The following is a 24226-nucleotide window of genomic DNA, read 5'->3' as shown; positions in this document are numbered from 1 at the left end:
TCCGGGGCATCTCGTGCGAGCGTGCCGCCGGTCCAACAGAACCGCAGGTCAGGAGCCACCATGTCGACCGATACGCCAGCCGCCGGGCCCGTCTCGGGCGCCCGGTCGCTCCCGCATCCGGCCCTTGAGGAGATCCGGCTCGCCCAGGTCCTGCACGCCCTCGCGGACCCGATGCGCCTGCGGATCGTCTGCGCACTGGCCGCCGCCGAGGGCGAGTTGAACTGCGCGGACATCGAGCTCCCGGTCAGCAAGTCGACCTGCACGCACCACTTCCGGGTGCTGCGCGAGCACGGCGTGATCCAGCAGATCTACCGCGGCACCGCCAAGATGAACGGCCTGCGCCGGGGTGACCTCGAAGCGCTGTTCCCGGGTCTGATCGACGGCGTGCTGCGGGCCGCCGGCCTTCAGGAGCGCCGCCTCGGCGAGCTCTGAACGGGCCGGCGCCCGAGGCGTCGTCCCCCGAGGCGCGCGTGCCTGCCCGCCCGGGCCTGCCCGGGCGGTGAACTCCCGCCTGCCGCCCGGCGGGAGGGAGTTCACCCGGGGCGGCTCAACGCCCCACCATCACCGACCGCGCCGCACGCAACAGCTCCGTCCAGTCCGCCAGCTTGACCGTGCCGCGCCCCAGACCGCGCCCCCACTGCGCTTCCGCCGCCTCGATGGCCAGCCACCCCCGCCAGGGCACCGGCCGCGCCCCGGCCCGCTCCAGTGCCGCCACCGGGTCCACCGCGACCGTCCGCCGGGCCACCTGCGCCGCGTCCGCCAGCAGGGAGGTCGCGGTCTCCTTCGCGCACGGGCGGTTGGTGCCGATCACCCCCGTCGGGCCGCGCTTGATCCACCCCGCCACGTAGACGCCCGGGTACGGCTCCCCGTCCCACAGCACCCGCCCGGCCGCGTGCGGCACCGTGCCCGTCGTCTCGTCGAACGGCAGACCCGGCTGCGGCGACCCCTGGTAGCCGACCGAGCGCAGCACCAACTGCCCCTCGATCTCCTCGTACTCGCCCGTTCCCGTGACCCCGCCGCGCCCGTCGGGCACGGTCCGCTCGAACCGCACCGCGCGCACCCCGGCGGCCGGATCCCCGAGGAGCTCCACGGGCCGCAGGAAGAACCGCAGGTGGATCCGGCGGGCCCGGCCCATCCCCGCCGCCCGCTCCACCGGCCGCTCGGCCCAGTCGCGCAGCACCTCGACGTTCCGCCGCACCGGGGCCGGCAGCCCGGCCGGATCGCGGTACGCCGGGTCCAGCGCCAACTCCTCGGGGCGGACGAGCACCTGCGTGCCGGGCAGCGCCCCCAACTCCCGCAGCTCCTTGGTGGTGAACTTGGCCTGCGAGGGGCCGCGCCGCCCCACCATCCACACGTCCTCGACCCGGCTGTCGGCGAGCGCCCCGAGCGCGCCCTGCGGCATGTCGGTGGCGGCGAGTTCGGCGGGGCCGCGGGACAGCATCCGGGCCACGTCCACCGCCACGTTGCCCACCCCGATGACCACCGCCGAACGGGCGGTCAGCGCGAAGCCGTCGCTCGCCGCGTCCGGGTGCGCGCTGTACCAGGCGACGAAGTCCGTTGCCGGGTGGCTGCCCGGCAGCTCCTCGCCGGGGACGTTCAGGTGCCGGTCGGTGGCGGCCCCCACGCAGAACACCACCGCGTGGAACATCTCCCGCAACTCCCGCAGCCCCACGCCGGCGTCGCCCACCGCGACGTTCCCCAGGAAGTGCACCCGGGGGTGCTCCAGCACCGTCCGCAGGTTGTTCTGCAGCGACTTGATCTTCTCGTGATCGGGTGCCACGCCGTAGCGCACCAGGCCGTACGGACAGGGCAGCCGATCCAGGACGTAGACCTCGATGTCCGGGACGGTTTCCTGCTCGACCAGCGTTTGGGCGGTGTAGACACCGCTCGGTCCGGAACCGATCACTGCGACACGAAGCACGGGTGGCCCCTTCCGCGGAGTACCCCCAGCATCGCACCGGCGGGCGTGCGGCGGGAGAGCTGCGCTATCGGGGTTGCTCCCGGTCCGCTGAGCGTGCCGCGCCCCGTGGCCGGGTGAGCGGGGGGCTAGGTTTTGTTTGTGTCGGAAAGTGAGTTTTATACCGATAACCACCGATATAAAGCGCAGGGCGGGGCATTGGAGTGGCCCGATTGGGAGCTTCAGGCGCATGGCTCGGCCGCGTCCGAACTGGGCCCCTGGTTCAGCGCCCGGCTGACCTTCCCCCACGGGGCCCGCATCGACGTCCTGGTGACGGCCACCGGCGACCGCCTCACCGTCGAGGACGTCCGCGCCGACCCGCCCCTGACACTGGACGCCCTCGCCTCCCTCGCGCACTGGATCGAGGGCCCCCTCGACGACGCGTGTCGCGCGGCCACCGGACGCCCGCCGAAGGACCGCCCCGGCGCCGTCGCACCGTCGGGCCCGGGGCCCGGACCGGCCCCCCGCGCCTCCGTGGGGGAAGCGGGCCCGGCCCGGCCCCGGGAGGCCCGCGCGGACACCGCCCCGCCGAGGGGCGCGGTCGTGCACGGCGCCGGCCGCCTCTGCGGTACGGACGCCGCACCGGCGGTAGGGAGCCCGGTGACCGGGACCGCCGAGGCGCCGGCGACCACCCCGACCGACGCAACCTCCGACGTCGTCGCGCCCCCGGCGCCGGACGCCGCACCGGGGCCGGAACCCGGCCCGCCCGCCACCCAGGAGGGCCTTGCCACCGAGGACGGCCTCGCCGCCCAGGAACCGGAGGCGACCCCGCCGCCCGCCGCCCGTTCGGCCGTCCCCGTGCGCTCGCGCGCCGGCGAACGCCGCAAGATCGCCGCGGCCGCCTACCGCGAGGCCCAGCAGGAGGGGCGGGATCCCGTCCTGGCCGTCATGAACGCCACCGGCCGCAAACGGCGCCGGGCCCTCCGCCTGATCGCCGGCGCCCGCGACGCCGGCCTGCTGACGCCGCGGCACAACAAGCGCTAGCGGGGCCGGTCGCGGCCGGTCCGGCGGCGGACGGCAGGGCGCGGGAGCGCGGTGCGTGTCGGGCCGACCCGCGGGCGGGGCGCGACGGGTGGCGGCGCGACGGCGGGGCGGAGCCCGGTCCGCCGTCGCCGCGCCTCAGCCGGCCGGACGCCCCTGCGCCGCCGCGTTCTCGGACGGCTGCTCGCCCGGTGGCACGCCCATTTCCCAGGCCAGCCCGTACCGCTGGAACAGCTCGGCGCGCAGCCGTACCCGGGGCATCTGCGCCCCCGGGAGCAGCATGGGCACCACCGACCCCATGAGCAGGGCCCGCAGCAGCGGGTAGTCGGTGTCCGGGTCCGCCGACCCGTAGGCCACCACCGTCTCGCGCAGCAGCTCGGCGAGCCGCTGTTGCTCCGGGCATTGGATGAACCCCGGCGACGTGAGGATGCCGGCCATGTGCGTGCGCATCAGCAGCGGCTCGTCGTGGGCCAGCCCCAGGATCGCGTCGATGGCCCGGGCCATCAGCTCCCGTCCGGCGTCCGGTCCGGTCGGCCGCGGCTCCCGCTCCAGCGCGGCCTGGAGGGTGCGGTGCATCAGCCGGTGCACCGCCGACTGCAGCAGCTGGTGCTTGCTCGGGAAGTAGTACGAGATCAGACCGCGCGCCGCCCCCGCGCGCCGGGCGATGTCGCCGAGCGTCGTGGCCTCGTATCCGTGCTCGCCCACCAGCTCGACCGTCGCCTGCAGCAGTCGTTCGCGGGAACGCCGCCGCAATTCTTCATTGACCGATGCGCTGCGGGGGGACATCCTGTAACTCCTGCGTTGACTGGCTGAGAGCCAATATACTCAGCACAGGATCGGATGCCCGCCCGTCAGGGCGACGAATCCGGTCAGGCTGCCTGATTCGGGCGACGCGGGGGATCGCCCGAATCCGGTGGACGCGGGGCCGGGGTCGACCTCGTGGCCGGTGTCTTCGCAGGCCGAGGGGCCGGCCCTGGTGCGCGTCGGACGGTGGGTTCCGGCGGGACACGCTGCGGCTCGATCCGGTGCGGTCGTGCCCGCTCGGCGCTGCCGGCCGCGTGAGCCCGGCGGCGGCTTCCACAGGGAGCCCCCGCCTCGTGGGGCAGGCCGGTGCTGACGAAGGGGTGCCGGTGCGCGCCCGCGTCGTACGTTCCCGGGCCCCGGTCGGTCGTTCCGGCGGTTGTCGGAGCGCGACGGCCCGCATCCGTCGTTCTGGCAGAGAGTGTTCCGGGCGCTGTTCGAGGGGGTCCCCGGGCGCCGCGGGCGTCCCTGCGCGGTGCGCCCTGTCTTCCACGTCCTCCCGGCGCACGCGTGCGCGCGGAAAGTGCGCACGTCCTCTCCGGCGGCGATGTGGGCGGAGCATGTCAAGGTCGCCAGGGGACGGACAATCCGGTGTCCTTGGAGTTCTGCGGAAATTACCAGTCGGACGGCTGGTATTGGCGCGGATCGACGGGCTTCAGTAATGGCTGACGGCGATGATCCTTCTCGGGCGGGCGCTTCGGTCGTTCTTTGGGCGGGTGGGGGCGCGAGGGGGGCTTGGTGTCCTGCGCGCCAGTGGCTCGTTTTTCTGCGGGTGGGGTGCGGCGCGGGAGCGGTGCTCCGCGGATAAGCGGGGTGTCATGTCGACGGCGGGTTTATGCCGGCGAGTTGTCGGCTCGGGTCTGAGGTGCGGAGCGTGCCGGACCAGGGGTGCGGTCGGGGGCGAGAGGGGCGCCGAGGGTGTGCTCGGCTCGGCCGTGGACGTGCCGTGCCGGCGGGCGTGGAGCGTGCCGCACGTCCCGGGCCTGCGCTGTCTCGAATCAGCCGAAAGCGGAGAGCGAGGTGGGCGGGAAATCCGCTGGGAGGCTTGCCGCTTTGCGGGGCGCGGAGAGGAACGGGGGAACGGATCGCGCCAGTTGGGCATGAGTGACTTGACCATCTCTTGATCATTATCCGGAGTCCGGAGAGAATCACGTCAGCATCGTCCCACCGCGTCGGCCTTACCAGAGGTGTGCCCTACCCCATTCCCGCCCCCACATTTCCTACTGGTTCACCGACGGTTTAGCCGACCGGAAAATCCTTGCCGCATCGGTTGTTCCCGCGCTCACCCACGGCGTGGGACCTGTCAGGAAACCCATGCCAGTGAAGCGCATATCCGTAACCGTCCACACGTCCGATCCGCTGACCGAAACCGGAATTCTCAGTTTCCTACGCGACGATCCCTGCCTCGAAGTCATCGGCCGCGAGGAGACCCGGGCCGGTGGGGTCGCCGTCGTCCTCACCGGCCGTCTGCACGAGTTGGCGGCGACCAAACTGCGCCGGTTGTCGCGCAGTACCGACCAGGCCGTCGTGCTCATCGCCGAACGACTGCGGGAGCCGGAGATGATGGCCGTCGTCGAGTGCGGGGTACGGGTGGTCGTCTGGCGTCACCAGGCCACCGCCCCCCGGCTGGTGGAGGCGATCCACACCGCCGCGCGCGGCGAGAGCCAGATCCCGCCGGACCTGCTGGGCCGCGTGCTGGCGCAGACCAGCCGCCTGTACCGGCACACGATGAGCGACGGCGACCAGCCACCGACGCTGGGGCTCACGCCCCGGGAGGTGGACGTCATCAAGCTCGTCGCGGAGGGGCTGGGCACCCGTGAGATCGCGGACCGGCTGGCCTATTCGGAACGGACGGTCAAGAACGTCCTGCACGCGATGATGACGCGCATGCAGCTGCGCAACCGGGCCCACGCGGTCGCCTACGCCCTACGGGAGGGCCACATCTGAGCGGTCGTCGATCCTGGTTCGCCGGGGCCGGGGGCGCGCAGCCAGGCGGCGGTGTCGGGCGGCAGGCCCCGGTCGGGAACGGGACCGCTGGCGAGGAGGAGGGCGTGCTCCGCGGGCAGGCCGACCGGCCGCTCCCCGAAGTTGACCACGCACAGCAGGTCGCCGCGCCGGAAGGCGAGGACGTCGGGCCCGCTGGGCAGCCACCGCATCGGGGCGTCCGGCGCGGCCGGGCCGGTGCGGCGCAGCCGCAGGGCGGCGCGGTACAGCTCCAACATCGAACCCGCGGCACCGTCCTGGGCCGCCACCGTCAGGTCGCTCCACCGCTCGGGTTGCGGCAGCCAGGGCTCGGTGCCGTCCGGGGCGAAGCCGAACGGCGGGGCGGTGCCGGACCAGGGGAGCGGGACCCGGCAGCCGTCGCGCCCCGGGTCGGTGCCGCCGGAGCGGAAGTGGATCGGGTCGCGCAGCCGGTCCGCGGGGAGGTCCTCGACCTCCGGCAGGCCCAGTTCCTCGCCCTGGTAGAGGTAGACGGAGCCGGGCAGGGCCAGCGTGAGCAGGGCGGCGGCCCGGGCGCGGCGGGTTCCCAGGGACAGGTCGGTGGGGACGCCGTGGGTCTTGGCGGCGAGGTCGAACGAGGTGTCGGCGCGGCCGTAACGGGTGACGGTGCGCGTCACGTCGTGGTTGCACAGCACCCAGGTCGCGGGGGCGCCGACGCCCGCGTGGGTGGTGAGGGTCGCGTCGATGCGGGCGCGCAGCGGTCCGGCGGCCCACGGGCTGCTCAGGAAGTCGAAGTTGAAGGCGGTGTGGAGTTCTGCGGGGCGCAGGTAGCGGGCGAACCGCTCGGGGGCGTCGGGCAGCCAGAGCTCGCCGACCAGGACGCGGGGGTCGGGGTAGGAGTCGGCGAGGGTGCGCCACGAGCGGTACAGGTCGTGGAGTTCGTCGCGGTCGATGTAGGGGTGCGGCCGGGGGGTGTCCGTCAGGTCGGGCAGGTCCGGGTCCTTGGCCAGGGCGATCGCGGTGTCGATGCGCACGCCGGCGGCGCCCCGGTCGAACCAGAAGCGCAGCACGGCCTCGTACTCCGACCTGACCTCGGGGTGGCTCCAGTTGAGGTCGGGCTGCTCCGGGGTGAACAGGTGCAGGTACCACTCGCCCGGGGTGCCGTCGGGGGTGGCGGTGCGGGTCCAGGCGGGGCCGCCGAACTCGGAGGTCCAGTTGTTGGGCGGCTCCTGGCCGCCCGGACCGCGGCCCGCGCGGAAGTGGAACAGGGCGCGCTCGGGGCTGCCGGGGGGCGCGGCGAGCGCCGCGCGGAACCACGGGTGGGCGCTGGAGACGTGGTTGGGCACGACGTCGACGAGGGTGCGCAACCCCAGGTCGCGCGCTGTGGCGATGAGCCGCTCGGCCTCGTCGAGGGTCCCGAAGTCGGGGTGGATGCCGCGGTAGTCCGCCACGTCGTAGCCGCCGTCGGCCATCGGGGAGGGGTACCAGGGCGTGAACCACAGCGCGTCGACGCCCAGTCGGGCCAGGTACGGCAGGCGGTCCAGGACGCCGGCGAGGTCGCCGGTGCCGTCGCCGTTCCCGTCGGCGAAGCTGCGCGGGTACACCTGGTAGATGACCGCGTGGCGCCACCAGTCGGCCCCGGGGGCGGAACCCGTCGGGAGGGAGTCCTTCGCCGTGGTGGTCGGCGCCCCGGGCGGGGGCCCGGAGCTCATCGGGCGGTCCACGGCGCGCGGGTCAGGTCCACGGCCCACAGGCCGGGCAGCACGTGGTCGGCCGCGGAGTAGTCCAGGGAACGGGTCAGCCCGGTGGGGACGGCGGTCACGGTGATCCCGGCGGCCCGCGCGGCGGCGACCCCGGTCAGCGAGTCCTCGAAGGCGACGCAGCGCGCCGGCGGTACGCCGAGGCGGGCGGCGGCCGCCAAGTAGACGGCGGGATCGGGCTTGCGGCGCGGCACCTCGTCGCCGCCCACCACGGTGTCGACGTACTCCTCGATGCCGAAGTGGCCCAGCCAGCGCCGCACCCACTCGGCGTCGGCGGCCGAGGCGACCGCCACCGGCAGCCCGGCGGCGCGCAGCCGCGTCAGCAACTCCCGCACGCCCGGCAGGAGGCGGACGTGCTCGGGGGTCATGAAGCGCTCCCACAGCTGCGACAGGCGCTCCTGGAGCGCGGCGTGGCCGTGGGGACCGGTCGTGCCGCGGTCCGCGGCGTCCGACGGGCCCGATCCGGCCGGTGCGCCGGCGGAGTCCAGCAGGACGTCGAACAGACGCGGGTAGCCGTCCGGCCGCCCGCACACCTCCTGCGCCCACATCCGTGCGGGCAGGGTCGCGCCGTGCTCCTCGAACAGGGCCGAGCAGGCCAGGTAGTCGGGCCGGATCGTGTCGACCAGGATGCCGTCGTGGTCGAAGATGACCGCCTCGGCCGCGTACGGCGCGGACGGCTGCGGAGCCTCGGGGGAGGGCATGGGGGAGTGGGTCACGGCGGTCACAGCTCCCGGACGACGCGGGCGGGGTTGCCGACGGCGAGCACCTTCGGCGGGAGGTCCTTGGTGACGACGCTGCCGGCGCCCACCACGGTGTCCGCGCCGATCGTCACGCCCGGCAGGACGGTCACGCCGCCGCCGAGCCAGACCCGGTCCCCCACGGCGATGGGCTTGGCGTACTCCCACATGGTGCGGCGCAGGTCGGGATCGAAGGGGTGGTTGGCGGTGAAGAGCTGGCAGCGGGGGGCGACCAGGACGTCCGCGCCGAGGGTGATGGGGGCACAGTCCAGCATCATCACGTCGAAGTTGACCCTCGTCCTGGGGCCGAGCTCGATGAAGAACCCGAACTCGCACAGGAAGCGGGGCATCACCCAGCCGCCCGGTTCGATGCGGCCCAGCAGGTCGCCCAGGAGCCGCTCGCGGGTGCGGACGTCGCCGAGCGCGGTGCTGTTGACCTGGTCCAGCAGCTCCATGCAGCGCTGGCGGTAGGGGAGCAGGTCGGGGTCGTGGGCCGAGTACAGCTCACCGCTGGCGAGCCGGGCCTTGATCCGGTCCAGTGCGGCGTCCTGGGCACGGGCGGACGGCTCGGTGGCCGTGGTCGGCCCGGGGGGCGTCGCCGGTGGCGTGGGGAGGCCGGGGGCGGGCGGGGTGTCGGGGGGCGTCGGTTTCATCGGGTGCGGGGTGCCTTTCTGCGGGCGGGTGTCCGGGCCGCTCAGTGACGGCGCAGCCGGAGGGTGATCGGCCGGTGGTCGGAGGCTGCCGGCCGCTCGCCCTCCGGGTGCAGCCGGGGGTCGTCCAGGGCCCGGTACGCGATCAGGTCCGGGGCGAGGGAGGGGGTCAGCAGGAACAGGTCGATGCGCCGGGGCGCCTCGCCCGGCGGGTGGAAGCCGAACGTCGGTGAGCGGTCGCCGCGGTGGGCGCCCGCGTCGACGAACAGCGGTTCCTCCGCGGTGCCGAGCAGGCGCCGCAGCGGGGCCCGGTCCGCGTGGTCCTCGCCGGGCACCGTGTGGTCGGCGCGCCGGTGGCGGGGCGCGGTGGACCAGTCCGGCTCGGCGTCCCCCGGCGGCACCGTGTTGGCGTCCATGGCCAGCAGCGTGGGGTGGGGCGCCTCGGGGTCGGCGTACTGGCGCAGGTGGTCGGATTCGATGCGCCGGTTCGTCGCGCTGAACGGGTCGAGGTGGGCCACGACGAACCGCACGGGCGTCGACCGGCCGGGCAGCTGCAAGGTGGCGCTGCCGTGGCCGTGCCACTGGGCGAGTTCCGGCGCGACCTCCTCCACCGCGACCAGGTCCACGTCGTGCTGCCAGAACACGGCCAAGTTGCAGCCGGTCTTGGCGGGGAAGAGCACGCCGTCCATGTCGAGGGCGGACTTGGCGTCCTCGAAGAAGGCACGGTCGTTGAACTGCCAGGCCCACCCCTCGGTGGTCATCAGCACCCGGGGGCGGTGCTCCCGCACCAGGTCCCGTTGCAGGTGCCAGCGTTCGTCGCGGCCGTGGTAGCGGTCGACGCCCGCTTCGTAGAGGTTCCAGAACATCACCAGGTCGTCGGCGCCGGCCGCGTCCCGGCCCGGCTCTTCGGGGTGGCTCATTTGATGCCCACGACCATGGACTCGGGGCCCTCCAGGTGCTCGACGTACGTCTGGGAGAAGCCCGCCTCGCGCAGCCACGCCCGGCACTCGGCGCCGGTGTAGTCGAAGCCGCCGGGGACCTCGGCGTGCATGATGAGGCTGAGGATCAGCCCGATGGCGTTGCTGCGCCGCTCGTCGTCGATGAGCGTCTCGTAGACCAGTACCGCCCCGTCGTCCGGCAGCGCCCGGTGGGCGGCGCGCAGCAGCCGCAGCTTCTCCTCCTGCCCCCAGTTGTGCAGGACGTGGCCGAAGACCAGCACGTCGGCGGAGGGGAGCGGGTCGTGGAAGAAGTCGCCCTCCTGGAAGGTGACGCGGTCGGCGACCCCGAGGCGTTCGGTGTACTCCGCGAAGCCCGCCCGCGCCGGGGGCAGGTCGAAGCCGACGGCGGTCAGGTGGGGGTGACGGGCCAGGACGTGGCCGGGCAACGCGCCCTCGGCGCACCCGATGTCGGCCAGCGAACGGTAGCGCTCCCAGGGGAACTTCTCCGCGATGGCCCGCGCCGGGCCCATGCTGAGCGCGGTCATGTCCTTCTGGAAGGCGCGCACCGAGTCCGACGCGGCGTACATGGCCCGGTAGAAGTCCCGGCCGTCCCGGGCCTGGCGGGCGGCCCGGCCGGTGCGCAGCACCTCGGTGAGGTCGTCGGCGAGGCCGGCGCACTGGGTGAGGAAGCTGCCGCCGAGGTAGCTCGCCGGCCGGTGGCGGTCCAAGTACTCCGCCGCCTCGGGCGCGTTGGCGTACCGGTCGTCGGAGCGCACCAGCAGCCCGAGGGCGACCAGGGCGTCGAAGAAGTCGGTGGCGGGCCGCGGGTGCAGGCCCAGTCGGTCGCGGAGCACGGGGCCGGGCAGCGGCTCCTTGGCCAGTTCGGTGAAGACCCCGACCTCGACGGCGCTGAGCATCGTCTTGGTCTTCCAGTGGGCCCACATCAGGTCGGTGACGGGCTGTGGTGAGGTCATGGGGAGGTCTCCAGTTCGTTGTGGGGTGCCGGTCGTGGTGCCGGGGGCACGGGCCTGCGGGCCAGGCGGGCGGCGGCGGCGATGGTCAGACCGCACAGCAGCGTCAGACCGGCGAGCGCGAGGGGGATCGTGGCCCGGCTGCCGGGGGCCGCCGCCAGGCCGATGAGGTAGGGCAGGACGGTGCTGCCGACGAGGTTGGCCACCAGCAGTGCGGAGTTGACCCGATGGGGATCGGGAAGCAGGGTGTTGGCCCACGCCAGCGCGGTGGGGAAGACCGCGGCCAGGGCCAGCCCGGCCAGTCCGTACGCCGCCGGCGCCAGGGTGCCGAGCAGGGTGGCGGCCAGCGCCCCGGTGGCGGCGAGCAGGCACAGGCCGATCAGCCGGGGGTGGTGGAGCCGGCGCGCCGCCACCGGCAGGACCAGCCGGCCGACGGTGAGCCCGGCCCAGAACAGTGCCGTGGCCCGCGCCGCGTCGGCCGGGGCGTATCCGGAGGAGGTCAGGTGGGTCGACTCCAGCGCGCCGATCCCGGCCTCGACGCCCGCGTACAGCAGCGCCAGCAGGGCGAGGACGGCGAGCAGCGGGCCCGACGGGCGCCGGGCGGCGGCCCCGTCGGGACGGTCGACGGGCTCCCCGGTGGCCGCCGCGGCCCGGAACAGCAGCAGGGACAGGGCGCCGGCGACCAGCAGCAGTCCGGACGTCCCGCCCCACTGGCCCACCAGCAGCGGGCCCACCGTGGCCCCCGCGCCGAAGCAGGCGTGCAGCACGTTGAGCAGCAACGCCGGCCGGGGCCGGGAGGGGTGGGCGAAGTAGCTGTTCAGGTGCAGGATCAGCCCGCCGTAGCCGGCACCGGCGACCAGGGCGAAGCCGCACAGCAGGCCCCAGGTCGGCGCCAGGGCCATGCCCGCGCTGCTGCCCGCGAACGCCAGCAGCAGGGCGGGCGGCAACGTCCGGCCCAGCAGGCGGCGGGGGCCGATCCCGCAGAGGACGATGGCGAGCAGCGCGCCGAGGTTGTAGAGCACGACCAGTTCCGTGCCGCTGCCGTCGTCCAGCCCGTAGGCCGACCGCAGCAGCGGCAGCGCCGCTCCCAGCGCGCCGGTGACCACACCGAGGAGCAGGGAGAGCGCCAGCGCCGCCGCGATCAGCGGGTCGCGCCCGGGCCGGGGGGTGGGCCGGGTCACCGGCGGTCGCCCAGCGGCACGGGGCTCAGGTGCAGCGGGCCGAAGAGGGCCGCCGCGGACGGCGAGAAGGGCGCCTGGACGAACACGCCGAGCCGCAGCTCCGGGTCCGCGAAGCCGTGGAACGTGCGGACGAACCGCCAGTCCTCCTGCGGCCGTTGGCGGAAGAGGACCGCGTGCCGACGGCCCTCGCGGGTCACCAGCAGCTCGGCGGCGGGGCCGTCCAACGCGGGGCCCATGGCCTCGTCGGACGCCGGGCGGGACAGCACGGTGACCACCGCCCAGCCACCGGCCTTGGTGCGCTCCACGCACACCTTCAGCCAGCCGTCGTCGCCGTGCAGCGCCAGGCCCGCCGCGTCCCCGAACGCCGAACCCTCGACGCCGATCCGGGTCCGGGCGGTGAAGTCGCCGGTGACGGTCCGTTGCAGCAACGGCAGGGAGTCGGCCTGGTACGAGCCGGGCAGGGCGTACAGGTCCGCGCCGCCCGGGGCCTCGATGTGCAAGGACTCCCCGGTGCGCGACCAGGACCGCGGCCGGCCCCGCCACTGCCAGCCGGTCCCGGTCCCGGTCCCGGCCCCGGCGTCGGAGGCGTCGCCGACTCCGACGCCGGGCCACGGTGCTGTGGTACCGAGCGTCACGGGGCCGTCATCCCGCCGTCGACGCTGATCGCCTGACCGGTGACCTTGGTCGCCCCGGCCAGGTACACCACCAGCTCCGCGAGGTCCTTGGGGGTCTGGAACTCGCGCTGGGGGATCATCGACCGCATCCGCTCCCAGCACTCGTCCTCGGTCTCGCCGGGCCGGACGAACTCCGAGAGCAGGTAGCGCCACATGTTGGAGCGGACGATGCCGGGGCAGACGGCGTTGACGCGGATGCCGTCGCGGGCGACCTCCTGGGCCAGTGCCGCGGTGAAGCCGACCACCCCGAACTTGCCGGCGCAGTAGTGCGCGACCTTGGCGAATCCCGAACGCCCCGACACCGACGAGAAGTTGATGATGGCACCGCCGCCGGAGTCGCGCAGCAGCGGCACGGCGTGCTTCGACGACAGGAAGACGCCGTCGAGGTTGCCGGACACCACGCGCTGGAACTCGGCCAGTTCCATCTTCTCCACCGGGCAGACGTGGGTGACGCCGAAGGCGTTGACGACCACGTCCAGGCGGCCGGCCTGCTCGGCGAGGTCCGCGTACAGCCGACTGACCTGGTCCTCGTCGGTGGCGTCCGCCTGCGCCGCGGTGACCTGGAGCCCCTCCTCGGTCAGTCGGGCGGCGAGCTTCTGGGCGTCGGCGTAGCCGCTGACCTGCGTGGACTGGTAGTGGTTGTACTGCGAGGGCAGGGTGTCGGTGTCGGCGACCACGACGTGCGCCCCGCGCCGGGCGAGTTCCTCGACGACGGCCGAGCCGATGCCCCGGCCACCACCCACGACCAGTGCCACCTTGTCGGCGAATCCCGTTGCGAAGTCCATGTTCCTCATTCCTTTCCGGCGTTCGCGCGCACCGGCTGCGGCGCGAGGCGATAGGTCAGCGGCGGTAGCACCAGGGCGTCCAGGAGCCGGGGGAACGCCCGGTAGTCGGCGAGGTTGCGGCCCGGCCGGTCGACCAGGTCGTGCAGTGCGGCCCACTCACCGGGGGCCGTGCCGTCGGAGCCGTGCTCGGCGGCGTGGGCGTCCAGCGCGTCGTGCACGGCCCGGTCGCGGCGCCCGAAGAAGTCGGTGAACAGTCGCTCGGCCTGCGCCACGGCGCGTTGCGGGTCGAAGTCGGCGCGGGCCGGTACGCGCAGCGCGTCGGGCAGCGTGGTGTCGTGTTCCAGGGCGTGCGCGTCCGGTGCGCCGGCCAGGGCGTGCAGGAACGCTTCGTCCTGGAAGGGGGCGGCGCTGCGGATGGCGGCCGGTGCGTAGTCGCGGTGCAGGAGCTTGCGGGTCAGGGCGTCCTCGTCGATCCGCCCCAGCGGACCGACCCGGCTCATGGTGAACTCGCTGGTCGTGTCGAGGACGGTGGGCACCAGGTTGCGGGCGGGCAGCAGTTCCACGGCGGGGCCGACGTCGGCGGCCACCACCGGTACGCCGTGGGCCAGTGCCTCCAGCACGACCCGGCCGAGGGTCTCCCGGGAGGCCGTGCTGGGGAAGAGCAGCACGTCGATCCGGGCGAAGAAGTCGGCGAGCTGGTGTTGTCCGAGGACGCCGAGCAGGTCGACGGCGCCGGGCGGGACGCCCTGCCCGGACAGGGTCGTGCGGACGGCGTCCGCCTCCCAGCGGGGGTGGTTGGGCTTGCCCGCGCACACCAGGCTCGCCCGCCCGCCGCTCTCGCGGTGGCAGCGGGCGAAGACGTCCACCACCTGGTCGAAGTTCTTGGCCAGCGACAGCGCACCGAGGTAGCCGATGCGCAGTGCCTCTCCCGGCTCCGGCGCGGGCACGGGCCCGTTGCGGGGCAGCCGGTCCAGCATGGGGTAGGCCACCGCCGAGTTCTCCTCGGTGACGGCGGGGAAGTGGCGGACGAACAGGCGCCGGGTGTACTCCGTGGGGAAGAGCACCAGGTCACCGGGGCGCACCAGCGGCGCGCACAGCTCCTCCTGCGCCCAGTAGCCCGACCACAGGGCGGTGTGCACCTCGCGGACGATCCGGAAGCGGCCGCCGGTGCGCTGCCGCCAGTGGTGGTAGAGGAAGGCGTACGGTCCCGATCCGGCGTACACCACGTCGCCGGGGCCGGCCGCGGCGACGCACCCGGGACCGCCGGTCAGGTCGTGCCAGGCCACCGACTGACGCCGGGTCAGCAGCTCGGCCATCTCGCGGTGCATCAGGATGGCGCCGTCGACGATGCCGTCGGTCTCCGGGGCGCGGTAGTCATGCGTGTGCAGTCGCACGGGCGCCCTCCTCGATGCCGTCGGCCGTCGTCGTGGTGGCGCCGGGCCGGCCGGCGAGGTCGCGCAGCAACGCGTCGAGCTGCTCGGGGCCCATGCCGTGCAACCGCAACTGCCGGTCGTGCACGCGGTTGGCGATGTCCTGGCGGACGCCGTGCACCCGGGCGGGCAGCAGGTACGTGCTGCGCAGGCGCTCGCCGAAACCGCCGTGCACGCCGTTGTACTCGACGATCAACAGGTCGTCGCAGGCGCCGAGTTGGGCGAGCGTGCGGGCGTCCAGGTCGGGGTCCAGGGCCGCGCAGTGCAGGTGCGGCACGCCCAGGCCGCGGTTGGCCTCGGCGACGAGCACTCCGGCGTAGCCGAAGGTGACCACGGCCGCTCGCGGCCGTCCGTCGCCGGGCGGGGTGAGCCAGGTCCCCCCGTCCACGTCGCCGGCGCAGTCCGCCGGGGGCGGGTCGAACTTGGCGTCGACGGTGCTGATCACGTGGGTGGTGTCCGGGTGTCGGTCGAGGCGGTCCAGGCAGGCGGCGAACTCGGCCGCGGTGACCGGCTCGTAGACCCGGGTGTGCAGCAGCTGCCCCAGCAGGTTGGTGGCGTTGTGGGCGCCGCCCCAGGCACCCCAGCTGCGCCCGGCCAGCACCAGCAGGTTGCGTACGCTGGTGGTGGCCTCGGTGAGCATGCTCAGGGAGTCCATGTAGTACATCGCGTCAGTCGCGACGACCTTGACGGTCTCCTCCGGCAGGGACAGGGTCAGTCCCAGGCTCAGCGTCTCCGCGAGCCCGGTGTTGGTGTAGGGGACCTTGCCGCGCAGTCCGAAGCGGGCGGCCATGTCGGCGGTGAAGACGGCCAGTTCGCGTCCGGTGCGCTCCCGGTAGGCGGCCAGCGCCGCGCCGGAGGTGTTGGCGAAGGAGACCTTGGCCGGGCGGGGTGCGGTGGCCGGCGCGGTGGTGGCGGGTTTGAAGCTGTGGTCGCCCTTGCGCGTGCGGCACACCAGCGCGGCGGAGGTCGGCGCGGCCAGCAGCGCGCCGAGGGAGTCGCGGACGGTGGCGGTGTCCAGGCCGTCGACCTCCTCGACCCGGTCCAGGTAGCTGGCCAGGTAGCCGCGGCTGAGCGGCTTGAGGAGCGGCTCGATGCCCTTGTCGTTGGTGTCGACGACGAGGACCAGGTTCTTCAGGTCCGCTTCGTGGGCGAAGCGCAGGCACTCGAAGACCACGCCCTCCTGCAACTCGCCGTCGCCGGCCAGGCAGACCACCTTGCGGTCCTCGCCGCGGCGGGTCAGCTCCCAGGCGAGGCTGACGGCCTGGGCCACGCCCACCCCCAGGCTGTAGCGCATGGTGTTGGTGAAGCCCAGGTCCTGGTGGACGACGCCGGTCAGGCCGCCCTGGTGGAGGGTGGCCAACGGGGCGAACGGGAAGGTGCCGCGGACGTAGTGCTCGGCGTAGAACGCGGGGGCGATGTGCCCGCGCCCGACGATGAGTTCGGCCGGTCCCGGCCCGTCTTCGGGCACCAGGCCGAGGTCGAAGCAGGCCCGTACGAGCGGCAGCGACGACAGGTTGCTCTGGTAGTTGCCGGACCCGGCGATCTCGTGCATCCGCAACAGCACCCGCGCACTGTCGTCGTAGAGCCGCTCGGGCACGGCGGCGGCCAGTTTGCGCAGGCTCTCCAGCAGCGGGCCGGTGTAGCCGCCCCGGGCGAGCTCGTCGAGTTCGCGCTGCACCACGGCCCGCTCCGGCTCGGTGAGCCGGGGCGCCGCGGCCGTGGCCGGGCCCTGCACGAGGGCGTGCAGGGCGCTCATCGGGCCGCCCCGCAGACCTCGTCCAGGGCCTCGCCGAGGATCCCCAGGGCCTCGTCCACCTCGGCGCGGGTGGTCACGAACGCCGGGGCCAGCACGAACCAGTCGTCCTGACCGCGCAGGATCAGGCCCCGCTGCAGACAGGCGCGGGCGACCCGTTCGCCGATCGGGCCCTGCCCGCCGTCGTCGGCATCGGCGAGCTTGGCGCCGTACAGCAGGCCGATCGCGCGCAGGGTGCCGCGCCCCGTGACCAGTTGCCGCAGTCGGGGCTCGATGTACTGCGCCAACTCGCGCACCTTGGTGAGGTAGTCGCCGTCGTGGAACAGCCTCACCGCGGCCAGGCCCGCCGCCGACGCCATGGGGTTGGCGGCGTAGGTGTGGGAGGGGGCGAAGGCGCGCGCTCCGTCGGCGTCACCGAGCACGGCGGCGATCCGCTCGCCGATCAGGACCGCGGCCAGCGGCGCGTAGCCGCCGGAGATGCCCTTGCCGACGCACATCAGGTCGGGGGTGACGCCGAAGGTCTGCGCGGCGAAGGGCTGGCCGGTGCGGCCGAAGCCGGTGACGATCTCGTCGAACACGAGCAGGATGTCGTGCCGGTCGCAGATGTCGCGGAGCCGGGCGAAGTAGTCGGCCGACGGGATCGCCATCCCGCGCAGGTGGATGACCGGTTCGATGACCAGGGCGGCCACCGAGTCGGCGCCCTCGGCCTCGATGGTCCGCTCGATCATCTCCGCGGCCAGCGCGGCGGACCGGTCCGGTGCGACGCCCCAGAACTCCTCCAGGCAGTCCGGCGGCCAGACGTGGACGACGCCGGGCAGCCCCGGGCCGAAGCGGCTGACGTCGGGCCGGCCGGTCAGGGTGAGCGAGCCGAAGGTGGCCCCGTGGTAGCCGTGGTAGTGGCTGAGCACCTTGACCTTGTCGGGCCGGCCGTGCGAGCGGTGGTAGAGGCGGGCCAGCCGGATGGCGGCCTCGATGCTCTCCGATCCGCCGTTGACCAGCTTGGCGGCCGTGATGCCCTCGGGGGCCAGGTCGACCAGGGCCCGGGCCAGGTCGAGCGCGGCCTGGTTGGCGCCGTGCAGCGGGGGGTTGAACGGCATGGTGTGCAGCTGCTGTTGGACGGCCTGGGCGATGGGCTCGCAGTCGTACCCGAAGCAGGACACGAACACGCCCGACATGGCGTCCAGGAAGCTGCGCCCGGTCGCGTCGGTCAGGCGGACGCCCTTGGCGGAGCTGAAGAGCAGCGAGTCTGTGGAGTGGGGGACCTCGAAGCAGTAGGCGGACAGGTCGGTCGGCCACGGCGAAGCCGCGGACTCCTGTGCGGGCATGCGGGAACTCTTTCTGTGCGGGGGATGAGCAACGGAGCACTCTGCGGAGGCGACCGCAGTGAGTGACGAGGCGTCAGAAAGATGGGGGAGGACGGTGCCGGGTCGCCGCGCGGGCCCGGTCAGTGGCCGTCCGGGTACCGGTCCGGCGTCCTCACCGGGCGGGCGCCGACGGGGCGGGAGCGGTCAGCAGGCGGTGGATCTCCCCGCGGCGCGCCGGCGACAGCAGGTCGAAGTAGCCGAGCCAGACGGGGCTGAGGATGTTCCGTTCCAGGATGTCCTTGGCGATGTCGACGATCACCGGCAGTGAGTGGGCCACGAGCAGCGGCATCAACAGCCGTTCCTCGCCCGGCCGCAGCAGCCCGCGGTCGGTCGCGGTCCGGGTGAACGCGGTCAGCGACCGGCGCCGTTCCGCGGGCTCGGCGATGCGTCCGGCGGCCTCGGCCAGCCAGGCCAGGTCCAGGAGCCGGTCGCCGACGTGCACGTTGTCGAAGTCGAGGACGCCTTGGACCCGCGGCCGGCCGCGGGGACCGTCGTCGGTGAGCACGAAGTGGTGGTGGTGCAGGTCGCTGTGGACGACCGCGGGTCGGGGCACGGGGTCCCCGACGGCGGGCACGTCGGCCTGCCGTGGGAGGTGTCCGGCCGCCACCGTCTCGCGCAGCACCGAGGCCGCTGCGCGGTGCCAGTCGCCCTCGCCCTCCTCGGCCAGGGGCAGCAGCCGCTCCTCGGCGTCCCGGAGCGCCGTCGGCCAGTGCTCCTCGTCGACCAGCCGGGGCAGCGGGATCGGTGCCAGTTCCTCCGACCACCCCGGCGGCAACCGGTCCAGGGCGGTGCGCAGGTCCAACCCGGTGCGGACCACCTCCCGTGCCTCGGCGGGGGTGAACCACGCCACGGAGGCGCCGTCCAGGCAGGGGCTGAGTTCGCACACCAGGCCCTGGCACCACACGCTGGTGGCGCCGTCCGCCGCCGGCACGGCCGCCGGAACGGGGACTCCCAGACCCCGGCAGTGTGCCGCGATCCGCTCCTTGAGCGGGTAGAAGCGGCGCTGTCGCGCGGCGTCGGGGTTCAACTGGACCTTCAGCACATGACCGTTGCCGGGCAGGTCGACGTGCCACAGTCCGGCGGTGTGGCTGAGCGGCGCGGCCCCGTCGGACACGAGAGGCCGGACCGGCAGTCCGGCCCAGGGCCCGCCCCAGGCCGCCGCCAGCACGCCGCGCACCCACTCCGCGCTGCCCGGCGGCGCGTCACCGGGCACCGAGAGGACCTCCCGGTCGTGCTCCTGCCGTTCCTGACTGTGCATGTCGTCCCTGTTCGCGAGGCGGCTACGGGTGCCACTCCACCGCATTCGTCCGCCTCCGGACCAGATCCGAACGGTCCCTTCCCCGGGGCAGGGGCCGCTGCCCGATCGACGCCCCCCTGCCCGCCGACCGACCCGTCCCGCGCCCGGCCGCGGAGTCCTGCCCGCCCCGCCCGGCGTCCGCGGCCACCCCGTGCCGCCGCCGGTCGCGGCTGCGCACGGTCGATGGCCTGACGGTCCTCGACCGGCCGGCCACCCGCCCTGCCCTCCCGTCAGGACCGAACGGCCCGCCGGCGTTGCCCGAACGGTCCTCGCCCGGCTGCCCGATCGTCGGCGACGGCCCCGGCCGCAGCCACCCCGCCCACCCGGCAGGCGGCCGTGCCGGCCCGCCGGCCCCGCCCCGAGCGGGCGCAACGCACGGCACCTGGCGGGCCACGCCCCAGGGCAGGCGCCGTTACGCGCCCCTCAGCGGCCTGCGACTACCGGTCGGTCCCCGCACCGGGGTCGTCGAGGAGGCGCGCGATGTCGCGCACCAGCGCCTGCGGGTCGACGCCCTTGGCGTCCACCTCAAGGGTGCGGCCGTCCCGGGTGCTCAGGGTGATCCGGAGGTCGGAGCGCCGTTGGGCGATCCAGGTGGCCAGGCAGTTGGCCAGCACCGCGCCCACGCCTCCGGAGCCGACGGCCACCGCGAGCACGTCCAGCGCCCCGCCCATCTCGCCGGGTGCGGGCGGGGAGTGCACCGCCCGCACCCGGCCGCGCAGCCCGTCCTCATGGCGCAACCAGTCCATCAGGGAGGGCAGTTGGTCCGCGGCGCCCGGTAGGCGCAACCACAGTTCCGGTACTCCGTCGGTCATCACGCGACCATCCTGGCCGATGCGCGCGCCGCCCGGTCGTGGTCCGCGAAAAACGGTCGTGCCGCAGTGCTGTCGGAGTCCGGGCGGGGCGGTCGCGGCTCCGGACGGCGCTCCCTGCCACCTCACGCCAACGCGGACTGTTCGGGGGCGACCTCGGACGCGTCGAGGTGCCAGTGCAGGTCGCGGACGTCCGGTTCCAGGGAGAGTCGGGCGATGACCTGTTCCAGGGCCTGGGCGAGGTCGCCGGAGACGGTCACCGAGGCGCGGATGCCGGTGGTGTCCTCGGCGTCGCGCCGGGCCCGCAGGCCGATGGGGGTCAGGCCGGACGAGGTGAGGGCCTGGAGCAGGAGGGCGCGGATGTGCGTCTCCGCGCGGCGCTCGCAGACCACGTGCACGGTGGCGAGGACGGCCGCGTCGGGGTCGGATCCGGACGCCGGGGCCCGGTCCAGGAGTCGTCCCGCCGGGCGCAGCACGAGGTGCACGGCGAGGACGGCGAGGGTGCCGAGGACGGCGAGTTCGAGGCGCCCGGAGGCGGCCAGCACGCCGACCGCCGCCGAGCACCACAGGGTGGCGGCGGTGTTCAGGCCGCGCACCCCCGCCCCGTCGCGCAGGATCACCCCGCCGCCGAGGAAGCCGATGCCGGAGACCACGTACGAGGCGACGCGGGTGGGGCTGCCGGAGTCCCCGACGGCGGTGCTGTAGAGGACGAAGAGCGTGGCCCCGGCCGCGACCAGGGCGTTGGTGCGCAGTCCCGCCATCCTGGCGCGCCACTGGCGCTCGACACCGATGAGCGCTCCGCAGGCCACGCCGGTGGCGAGTCGGACAAGGAAGTCGACGACGGTCAGGGTGTGCATGGGAGCACCTCCTCGGGAACGGGTGGGGTGGGGGACGGGTGTCGGCGCCGGGCCGGAAACCTCACTGGCCGAGCGCCACTTGGACGAGCTTGACGACGACCAGGACCATGGCGAGCAGCAGGTACGTCCGCAGCGCGGTCAGGCCGATCTTGTGTCCGGTGGAGAGCACCGGCCGGGTCAGCTCCGCCAGGGGCGGCATCCGCCAGTCCTCGCGGCCGGTGCGGTCCACCGGACGCCTGCCGCGCGCCCAGCCCTTGCGGCGCCGCCGCAGTTCCGCGTACCCGAGCGCCAGCACCCCGGCCGCGCCGCAGCCCGCCATGAGGGTGAGGATGCTGCCCGCGTCGATGTCCGGGAAGAGGACCGCGGCGGTGAGGATCACCGAGAGGGTGACCAGGACGCCGACGACGGCGGCGGTGAAGGCGTTGGTGCGGGGGCCGTTGACCCACGGGCCGAGCACCGCCCGGTCGTTGCACAGGAGCAGCAGGAAGACGGAGGCGGACGGCAGCAGCACCCCGGCCAGGGTCTGCACGCCCTCGGTGAGCAGGCCCAGCGGCGACCCGGGGATCAGCACGATCGTGGCGGCCGCGGCGACCAGCCCCGCGTAGACGGCGTAGAAGCCCTTGGCGCCGCCGACGCCGCGGTGCAGGGAGTGCCGGATGCCGAAGACGTCGCCGATGGCGTACGCGGTGGACAGGGACACCGCGAAGGCGCCGATGATCGAGGCGTCCAGCAGGGCGATGGCGAACAGCACCCCGGCGAGCTTGCCGGCGTGGGCGGTCAGGCCGTGCGCGATGCCGGCGGTGTCGGTGAAGGCTCCGGCGCCCGCGGTGCCGGCGAAGGCGGCGGCGGTGCACCCCATCAGGGCGGCGGCGCCGAGCACCACGATGGCGATGCCGATCCACAGGTCGGCCTTCTCGTAGCCCATGAAGCGCGGGGTGATCCGCTTGTCGATGACGTAGGACTGCTGGAAGAAGAGCTGCCAGGGCGCGACGGTGGTGCCGACGATGCCGATGATCAGCAGCATCACCGCGGACGGTCCGCCGGGTCCGCCGGGCAGGTGCGGGACGACGAAGTCGTGGGCCATCTGCCCGGTGGACGGGTGGACCAGGAAGTACAGCGGGACGAGCAGCAGGGACGCCGCGCACAGGGTGATGGCGATCCGTTCGAACCTGCGGAACGACCCGGTGAAGGCGGAGGCGATGATGACGGCCGCGGCCAGCAGGACCGCGCCGACCTTGGGCAGCCCCAGGTACCCGGCGGCGAGGGTGATGCCGATGAACTCCGTCACCAGCGTCAGCGCGTTGAGCAGGAACAGGTCGATGACGGAGAAGGCGCCCCAGAACTTCCCGAACCGCTCCAGGATGAGCCGGGCGTGCCCCACTCCGGTGACGGCGCCGAGCCGGAGCACCATCTCCTGGTTGACGTAGAGCACCGGGACGAGCAGCAGCAGGGTCCACAGCAGGTGGGTGCCGTAGTTCTGGCCGGCCTGGCCGTAGGTGGTGAAGGCACCGGCGTCGTTGTCGCCGACCATCACGATCAGGCCGGGGCCGACGACGGCGAGCAGGGTCTTGAGCTTGGCGGACAGGCCCCGGCGCGGGGCGGTGTCGTCGTGCCGGATGGTGCCGAGCGCGCCGCGGATGTCACCGGTGTGCGCGTCGTCGAGCACGGCGGTGGGGTGCGGTGCGGGGGCCGTGGTGCGGACGGTGGTCTCGGTCATGGCGACCTCCCAAGTCCCCCGGGCGGGGGAGGTGTTGGGGGCGCGAGGCAGCCGTCTTCCCTGCGCGGGAGCGCAGCACGGCGACCCGTGTCGGCGCATGGCCGTACGGGGGCGTGGTGCGGCGGGGAGGCCGCGCAGGGAAGGTGGCTACCGCGTGCCGGAAGAATGCGAGGGCAAGCGGAGGTGGGGCCGATGATGGCCCGGACTACTGCAATCCATGTCTCTCGCCTCCTTCCGGCCGGGGCGCACGGGACGCGCCGTCGTCGATCCGGCAAGGAGCGGCCGGTCACCGTCGACCGGCTCACCCCCACTCGTCAGAGCTTTGGCACGTCACGGCGTAGCCCCGGGTGGGGCAGCCACTTGGGGTCACCCCTTGGGCCGGGGAGACCTGTCCTGATCCGGAGCGTCTCTCGACGGGTGGGATCAGTGGCCTGTGTCCGTGACGACGCCTCACCGAACGAGGTGCGTGCTTCGTCAAACCTCTAGGAGTCTAGACCCTGTCGATGGACACTTGCGCAATCGCGCAAGTTTTTGACCGACTCTTAACCCCGCGGCGGACCGCCCGGCCGCCCCGGTCCGACGTGCTGGACACCGCGTCGACCTCGGGTGAGCATGAGCCGCATGTCCCAGGACCCCGAGCCCGGCACGCCGGGCGAATCCGGTACCGAAGCCGAGCGGTTGGACCGCATCGAGGCGCTGCTGGCGCCCGCCGTCGCGGGGGTGGCGGAGGCGGGGCACCGGCTGCGCCCGGCCTGGCGGCGGGTCACCCGCGGTGAGCCCCGCTGGCCCTCGACGTGCGCGGTGCTGCTGGCGGCGGCGTTGCAGTGGCTGCTGCCGGAGCGGTTGGCGATCCATCCGGAGTGGCTGCTGCCGGGGCTGGAGATCGCGCTGCTGCTCGTGCTGGTGCTGGCCGACCCGTACCGCATCGAGCGGGTCTCGTGGCTCTACCGGGGGGCGGGGCTGGTGCTGATCGCGATGATCAGCACCGCGAACGGCTGGTCCGCGGTGCACCTGGTGATCGGCCTGGTCCGCGGTACGGAGGGCAGCGACGCCGGACCGCTGTTGGCGACCGGCGGCAGCATCTGGGCCACCAACGTGATCGTCTTCGCGCTCTGGTACTGGGAGTGGGACCGCGGCGGGCCGGTCGCCCGGGTCCACGCGGTGCGCCGCTACCCGGACTTCCTCTTCCCGCAGATGGCGACGCCGGAGCTGGCCCCGGAGCACTGGGAGCCGCAGTTCGCCGACTACCTGTACCTGTCGTTCACCAACGCCACCGCCTTCAGTCCCACCGACGTGATGCCGCTGACCCGCTGGGCGAAGCTGCTGATGCTGGTGCAGTCGGCGGTCTCGTTGCTGACCGTCGTCCTGGTGGTGGCCCGGGCCGTGAACATCCTCAAGTAGGCGGCGCCGGCGCCCCGTTGGTCGACGTTCGCGGGTGTCTCGGGGTGTACCGGACGCACGGCGAGGGTATGGCCGCGTCATGACACCGCGATGAGGTCGGCGTGAGAAGTCGATGAATATGTGCTCAGTTGCGCAATCATTTAGACAAGGCTTGACCGGTTGACCCGTGACCGATCGGGATCACGGTCCTGACCTGCGGTTTTGTCGGCGCGGGGGAGTGGT

Annotated in this window: 21 protein-coding genes and 1 riboswitch; of the genes, 4 read left to right on the top strand and 17 right to left on the bottom strand. The window is 73.8% G+C overall.

All coding sequences use genetic code 11. The features are described 5' to 3' along the window. Positions 1-60 precede the first annotated feature (60 nt). Positions 61-432 (top strand): ArsR/SmtB family transcription factor, encoded by a 372-nt coding sequence (locus tag ACLJT4_RS09600; RefSeq protein WP_411121884.1) that lies wholly within the window; start codon positions 61-63, stop codon positions 430-432. 115 nt (positions 433-547) lie between these two features. On the opposite strand, the gene ACLJT4_RS09595 is transcribed toward ACLJT4_RS09600, so the two are convergent. Next, the gene (locus ACLJT4_RS09595) at positions 548-1921 is read right to left on the bottom strand and encodes an FAD-dependent oxidoreductase (RefSeq protein WP_411121883.1); all 1374 of its coding nucleotides are present in this window, start codon (positions 1919-1921) and stop codon (positions 548-550) included. A gap of 195 nt (positions 1922-2116) precedes the next feature. Between ACLJT4_RS09595 and ACLJT4_RS09590 the strand changes: the two genes are divergently transcribed. Next, complete coding sequence (locus tag ACLJT4_RS09590; RefSeq protein ID WP_411121882.1) at positions 2117-2941, top strand: DUF6214 family protein; 825 nt, start codon at positions 2117-2119, stop codon at positions 2939-2941. A gap of 135 nt (positions 2942-3076) precedes the next feature. On the opposite strand, the gene ACLJT4_RS09585 is transcribed toward ACLJT4_RS09590, so the two are convergent. Next, complete coding sequence (locus tag ACLJT4_RS09585) at positions 3077-3724, bottom strand: TetR/AcrR family transcriptional regulator (protein ID WP_411121881.1); 648 nt, start codon at positions 3722-3724, stop codon at positions 3077-3079. A 1329-nt stretch (positions 3725-5053) separates the two neighbouring features. Between ACLJT4_RS09585 and ACLJT4_RS09580 the strand changes: the two genes are divergently transcribed. Next, positions 5054-5686 (top strand): response regulator transcription factor, encoded by a 633-nt coding sequence (locus tag ACLJT4_RS09580; protein WP_411121880.1) that lies wholly within the window; start codon positions 5054-5056, stop codon positions 5684-5686. Here ACLJT4_RS09580 and ACLJT4_RS09575 read toward each other — a convergent pair. The 15 genes from ACLJT4_RS09575 to ACLJT4_RS09505 form a co-directional block, all read right to left on the bottom strand. Then, positions 5659-7392 (bottom strand): glycoside hydrolase family 13 protein, encoded by a 1734-nt coding sequence (locus ACLJT4_RS09575; RefSeq protein ID WP_411121879.1) that lies wholly within the window; start codon positions 7390-7392, stop codon positions 5659-5661. The two genes, ACLJT4_RS09580 and ACLJT4_RS09575, sit on opposite strands and share 28 nt — an antisense overlap. Next, entirely contained in the window at positions 7389-8141 is a 753-nt protein-coding gene (locus tag ACLJT4_RS09570) for an HAD family hydrolase (RefSeq protein WP_411121878.1), read from the bottom strand. The genes ACLJT4_RS09575 and ACLJT4_RS09570 overlap by 4 nt, the downstream gene beginning before the upstream one ends. A 20-nt stretch (positions 8142-8161) precedes the next feature. Then, positions 8162-8830 (bottom strand): sugar O-acetyltransferase, encoded by a 669-nt coding sequence (locus tag ACLJT4_RS09565; RefSeq protein WP_411121877.1) that lies wholly within the window; start codon positions 8828-8830, stop codon positions 8162-8164. 41 nt (positions 8831-8871) lie between these two features. Next, on the bottom strand, positions 8872-9747 hold the full coding sequence (locus ACLJT4_RS09560; protein WP_411121876.1) for an endonuclease/exonuclease/phosphatase family protein: 876 nt from the start codon (positions 9745-9747) through the stop codon (positions 8872-8874). Beyond that, positions 9744-10739: a methyltransferase gene (locus ACLJT4_RS09555; protein WP_411121875.1), complete on the bottom strand. Its 996-nt coding sequence runs from the start codon at positions 10737-10739 to the stop codon at positions 9744-9746. Before ACLJT4_RS09555 ends, ACLJT4_RS09560 begins: the two co-directional genes overlap by 4 nt. Then, positions 10736-11917 carry an MFS transporter gene (locus ACLJT4_RS09550; RefSeq protein WP_411121874.1) on the bottom strand — a complete coding sequence of 394 codons (1182 nt, stop codon included), beginning with the start codon at positions 11915-11917 and terminating at the stop codon, positions 10736-10738. The genes ACLJT4_RS09555 and ACLJT4_RS09550 overlap by 4 nt, the downstream gene beginning before the upstream one ends. Then, the gene (locus tag ACLJT4_RS09545) at positions 11914-12552 is read right to left on the bottom strand and encodes a DUF1349 domain-containing protein (protein WP_411121873.1); all 639 of its coding nucleotides are present in this window, start codon (positions 12550-12552) and stop codon (positions 11914-11916) included. Before ACLJT4_RS09545 ends, ACLJT4_RS09550 begins: the two co-directional genes overlap by 4 nt. After that, positions 12549-13376, bottom strand: a complete 828-nt coding sequence (locus ACLJT4_RS09540) for an SDR family NAD(P)-dependent oxidoreductase (protein WP_411121872.1) — start codon at positions 13374-13376, stop codon at positions 12549-12551. The genes ACLJT4_RS09545 and ACLJT4_RS09540 overlap by 4 nt, the downstream gene beginning before the upstream one ends. Before the next feature lie 5 nt (positions 13377-13381). After that, positions 13382-14770: a glycosyltransferase gene (locus ACLJT4_RS09535; RefSeq protein WP_411121871.1), complete on the bottom strand. Its 1389-nt coding sequence runs from the start codon at positions 14768-14770 to the stop codon at positions 13382-13384. Continuing rightward, positions 14751-16562 carry a 1-deoxy-D-xylulose-5-phosphate synthase N-terminal domain-containing protein gene (locus tag ACLJT4_RS09530; RefSeq protein WP_411121870.1) on the bottom strand — a complete coding sequence of 604 codons (1812 nt, stop codon included), beginning with the start codon at positions 16560-16562 and terminating at the stop codon, positions 14751-14753. The genes ACLJT4_RS09535 and ACLJT4_RS09530 overlap by 20 nt, the downstream gene beginning before the upstream one ends. Then, positions 16559-17884, bottom strand: a complete 1326-nt coding sequence (locus ACLJT4_RS09525) for an aspartate aminotransferase family protein (protein ID WP_411121869.1) — start codon at positions 17882-17884, stop codon at positions 16559-16561. The genes ACLJT4_RS09530 and ACLJT4_RS09525 overlap by 4 nt, the downstream gene beginning before the upstream one ends. Positions 17885-18035: 151 nt before the next feature. Next, positions 18036-19181, bottom strand: a complete 1146-nt coding sequence (locus ACLJT4_RS09520; RefSeq protein ID WP_411121868.1) for an aminoglycoside phosphotransferase family protein — start codon at positions 19179-19181, stop codon at positions 18036-18038. 476 nt (positions 19182-19657) lie between these two features. Beyond that, the gene (locus tag ACLJT4_RS09515; RefSeq protein WP_411121867.1) at positions 19658-20032 is read right to left on the bottom strand and encodes an effector-associated constant component EACC1; all 375 of its coding nucleotides are present in this window, start codon (positions 20030-20032) and stop codon (positions 19658-19660) included. A 122-nt stretch (positions 20033-20154) separates the two neighbouring features. Beyond that, a complete protein-coding gene (locus ACLJT4_RS09510) occupies positions 20155-20886 on the bottom strand; it encodes an MgtC/SapB family protein (RefSeq protein WP_233656695.1) in 732 nt (243 codons plus the stop codon). Between the two features lie 61 nt (positions 20887-20947). Next, positions 20948-22603, bottom strand: coding sequence for an NRAMP family divalent metal transporter (locus ACLJT4_RS09505; protein ID WP_411121866.1), 1656 nt, complete (start codon positions 22601-22603; stop codon positions 20948-20950). A 298-nt stretch (positions 22604-22901) separates the two neighbouring features. Beyond that, a riboswitch (M-box (ykoK) riboswitch) is annotated at positions 22902-23072 on the bottom strand. A gap of 152 nt (positions 23073-23224) precedes the next feature. Here ACLJT4_RS09505 and ACLJT4_RS09500 point away from each other — a divergent pair. Then, positions 23225-24004 (top strand): hypothetical protein, encoded by a 780-nt coding sequence (locus ACLJT4_RS09500; RefSeq protein WP_411121865.1) that lies wholly within the window; start codon positions 23225-23227, stop codon positions 24002-24004. Positions 24005-24226: the final 222 nt, after the last annotated feature.

It is taken from the genome of Streptomyces sp. x-19 (genome assembly GCF_046549115.1).
Taxonomy (GTDB): Bacteria; Actinomycetota; Actinomycetes; order Streptomycetales; family Streptomycetaceae; genus Streptomyces; species Streptomyces albulus_C.
This window is presented reverse-complemented; position numbering and strand designations above follow the sequence as displayed.